Genomic DNA, 3,626 nt, shown 5'->3' with positions numbered 1-3,626 from the left:
TTTTTTGTTTTATTACTATTCTTATTTCTTGTTTTCCACCCAATTTACAATAGCTGGATCTAACGGATTGGTCGCTGAACGGAAACGGTGTACAAGGTTACCATTTTCATCTATCAGAAACTTTTCAAAGTTCCATTTGATCTCGCCTTTAAAATCCGGATTCTCCTGCGCTGTTAGATACTTAAATAAGGGTGAAATCTGATCTCCCTTTACATCGACCTTCTCAGCCATCAAAAAATCAACACCATAATTTTGTTCACAAAACTCCTGAATCTGAGCGTTTGACCCAGGCTCTTGTTGCCCAAAATTATTTGCAGGAAAACCGATAATAACGAGCTTATCGCCAAAGGTTTTGTGCAATTCCTCCAGATCTTTATACTGTTTTGTGAACCCACATTTAGATGCTGTATTCACGATCAATATTTTCTTTCCTTTAAAATCTGACATTTTCACTTCCTGGCCTTCAAGTGTCGTAAACTTAAAATCATAAAAATTGGGATTGCCAAATAACATTGACATATACACCATAATTGTTGCAATAATCATATTTAATTATTTTTAAAGACTTAACAATGAATTACTTTCTCTTTCCAATACTGCATCAAACAGTTCATTAATAGGTGATTTTAAAATCGTCCCCACCTTTATCTGATGCGTTTCACAGACTTCCCGTAAAATTAAATCAAAACTATAAGCAATAGAACCCACAAAGTGACATTCATATTTATTATAGTCTGGATAGGTCAAAATCGAAGCCTGAACAAATTCTTCAAACCCGCTCTTTACCAAATCAATAATAAAAGGGTGTGTAATATTATCTGACATAAAAGGAGCAAAAGATGCTAAAAAAGCATTAGGCCGCTCTTTCTGATAAACATTTTTTATTACGATCTCCTTATTGATCCTATATTTATTCGCAAATTTTTCGTTGAGATCCTTTGGCATACGCCCGTATAAGAAAAGTCTGACCAAATTTTTTCCAAAATAAGCGCCCGAACCTTCATCCCCCAATACATAGCCGTTTCCATTATGCGAAGGCAACAGCTCCTCCCCATCAAAGAAACTCAAATCCGATCCAGTTCCTAGTGTCGCCACATAGCCTTTTTTATTACCACAGGTCGCTAAGGCACTTCCAAAAAGATCATTCTCAACGGAAATGTAAGCATTTTCGAACAAAGGAGTCAATGCATTCGAAACCATCTCTCTACGATCAGGTGTGATGCATCCCGCGCCAAAAAAATACAATTCGGTAACTTCATCAGCATAAGGAATAATTTCGGGTATTTCCTTAATGACACGTGTAATTTCCTTCTCATTGACAAAAAAAGGATTGAGTCCATTTGTACTGAATGAGATAGGCGCACTATCTGGCAATTCCAACTTCCAATCCGACTTTGAAGAGCCGCTATCAACAACTAAGATCATACAAATTCTTGATTATTTTCCCCCGATAAACTACTGTATCAAACTTAGCAAAAATTCTGATAAAAAACAGATTTTTTGCTGTATCACCCAATCCGATTAGAACCGATCCGCAATCCTATACAACGATAATGATTAACAATTTTTCAATCAATTCTCCCTATAAAACCCTCCAAATGTCGCAGACATCAACAGCTATAAAAGTGAACTAAAGGCTCTTCCTAACCAATAACATGAAACACTTTAAAGAAAAAACATGTATATTGGAGGGTACTATTAACTGTCGTCGGTATGATTATTTTTTCTTTTAAACAACATGGCAAATCGTAGTACTTATCGTAATTATAGAACCAACAATATATTTTTTTGTTTGGTTAAGCTTACGATACTTTTAATTTTGTAAGCTCATACTAAAATCATTTTGCATGGACAGTGACCATTTAAACATACCTGAAATACATTTTGAGGTATCATTTTCAGAAGTACAAGCACATTATATCGAAGTAAAAATGAGCATCGAAAAGCTCAATCAGCCTTATGTCGATCTAAAAATGCCGGTCTGGTCCCCTGGATCTTATTTAATTCGCGAATACGCTAAAAACGTAGAACGATTCCGATCACTTGACAAAACAGGAAATACAATTTCTCATCAGAAAATTTCCAAAAACACCTGGCGCATATCCACCGAATCCTTGGATCAAATCGAAGTCATCTACGCGGTATACGGTTTTGAAGTTTCGGTTCGAACAAACTTTTTCGATAGCGACCATGCTTTCATCGTCCCCACTGCAACTTTCTTGTATATGGATGGTCGTATTGACAATCCTTCAACTGTCCGCATAAATCTAAAGGACACTTGGGCAAGTATATCCACAGGACTCGAACAAATTGAAGAGCATAAATTTTATGCTGCAAATTTTGATGTGCTCTACGATACACCCATCGAAGCTGGGAACCAGGATATCTGGAAATTTCAGGCGGCCGGTATCGAACACGAATGTGCCATGGTCGGAGGTGGCAGCTATGATAAAGAACGCCTCACAAGAGACATTACAAGAATCGTTGAAGAAGAAACCCGCATTTGGGGTTCAAACCCAAATGAACGATATGTCATTATTACCCACAACTACCAATCTGGAGGTGGTGGTCTAGAGCATCTCAATTCAACCGTATTGGGTGCCTCCAGAAATGCATATCTAAATGAAACGAGCTACAAAAATTATTTAAGCCTCGTTGCACATGAATATTTTCACCTCTGGAATGTAAAACGGCTACGCCCAAAAGCCTTAGGCCCTTTTAATTACGATGCTGAAAATTATACCACCGGCCTTTGGATCATGGAAGGATTCACGTCGTATTACGACAATTTAATCATAAAACGCTGCGGGTTTTACGATGAGAAAGAATATCTCGCTCTATTAGCTAACGATTTCAATATTGTTTTGAACCGCCCTGGACATACCATACAGTCTGCGGCCGCTTCTAGTTTCGACACCTGGATCAAATATTACAGGCCTGATGAAAATTCGATGAATTCGGGTATTTCCTACTATAACAAAGGAGCTATGCTAACAGCATTGCTAGACATTAAAATTATAGCCGCAACGGAAGGCAAGATAAAGTTAGATGATGTTATTCGTGAAGCGTATACAGAGTTTTTCCTAAAACTTGACCGCGGATTTGAAGAAAATGAATTTAGAAGTCTTGCGGAACGTATCGCAGGCACGTCTTTGGATGATATTTTCGACGCTGCTCATCAGGATGGAGAATTGGAGTACAACGATTACTTCAATCTCGTTGGTTACGAGATTGTAGACAACAATGTGAACAGCAACAACCTAACACTGGGTATCACAACCAACAAAATAGACGGATTAATTGTCGTAGCCACAGTGGAAAAAGATTCCGGTGCCTACGATGCTGGATTGAATGTCAGAGACGAACTGATTGCAATTAACAACAATAGGCTCGATATTAAAGACAAAGAAATGGATTTCATTATTCAACATGCCAAAGAAGGAGAAATATTAAACTTCCTGGTTTCCCGGGATGGTTTAATACGCGAAATCCCTGTTCAAATCAAAAAGAGCAACAAAAAGGTGTATGAAATCCGTCCGCTTAAAGAACAAACCTTCCTACAGGAATTGCTCGGTAAAATCTGGATGGCTTAACACATAAGTATGATCATAAATAAGCATAGCGGG

The 3,626-nt window shown here is 37.8% G+C and carries 3 protein-coding genes; 1 reads left to right on the top strand and 2 read right to left on the bottom strand.

Features of this window, described 5'->3' with window-relative positions:
- Positions 1–21: 21 nt before the first annotated feature.
- Both B3C94_RS22220 and B3C94_RS22215 read right to left on the bottom strand, forming a co-directional pair.
- Positions 22–546: a glutathione peroxidase gene (locus tag B3C94_RS22220; RefSeq protein WP_293907913.1), complete on the bottom strand. Its 525-nt coding sequence runs from the start codon at positions 544–546 to the stop codon at positions 22–24.
- Between the two features lie 12 nt (positions 547–558).
- Complete coding sequence (locus B3C94_RS22215; protein ID WP_293907911.1) at positions 559–1,425, bottom strand: N-acetylglucosamine kinase; 867 nt, start codon at positions 1,423–1,425, stop codon at positions 559–561.
- Positions 1,426–1,847: 422 nt separating this feature from the next.
- Here B3C94_RS22215 and B3C94_RS22210 point away from each other — a divergent pair, with 422 nt between their 5' ends.
- Complete coding sequence (locus B3C94_RS22210; protein ID WP_293907909.1) at positions 1,848–3,593, top strand: M61 family metallopeptidase; 1,746 nt, start codon at positions 1,848–1,850, stop codon at positions 3,591–3,593.
- Positions 3,594–3,626 lie beyond the last annotated feature (33 nt).

The sequence above is a fragment of the Sphingobacterium sp. UBA5670 genome (assembly GCF_002420705.1).
Taxonomy (GTDB): Bacteria; Bacteroidota; Bacteroidia; order Sphingobacteriales; family Sphingobacteriaceae; genus Sphingobacterium.
Note: the sequence above shows the minus strand (reverse complement) of the source record. Positions and strands in the feature narration are given on the sequence as shown.

What these genes read in the sequence shown, in the direction of transcription:
- B3C94_RS22220 (WP_293907913.1), bottom strand. Translation starts at nt 546, where the DNA reads ATGATTATTGCAACAATTATGGTGTATATGTCAATGTTATTTGGCAAT.
- B3C94_RS22215 (WP_293907911.1), bottom strand. Translation starts at nt 1,425, where the DNA reads ATGATCTTAGTTGTTGATAGCGGCTCTTCAAAGTCGGATTGGAAGTTG.
- B3C94_RS22210 (WP_293907909.1), top strand. Translation starts at nt 1,848, where the DNA reads ATGGACAGTGACCATTTAAACATACCTGAAATACATTTTGAGGTATCA.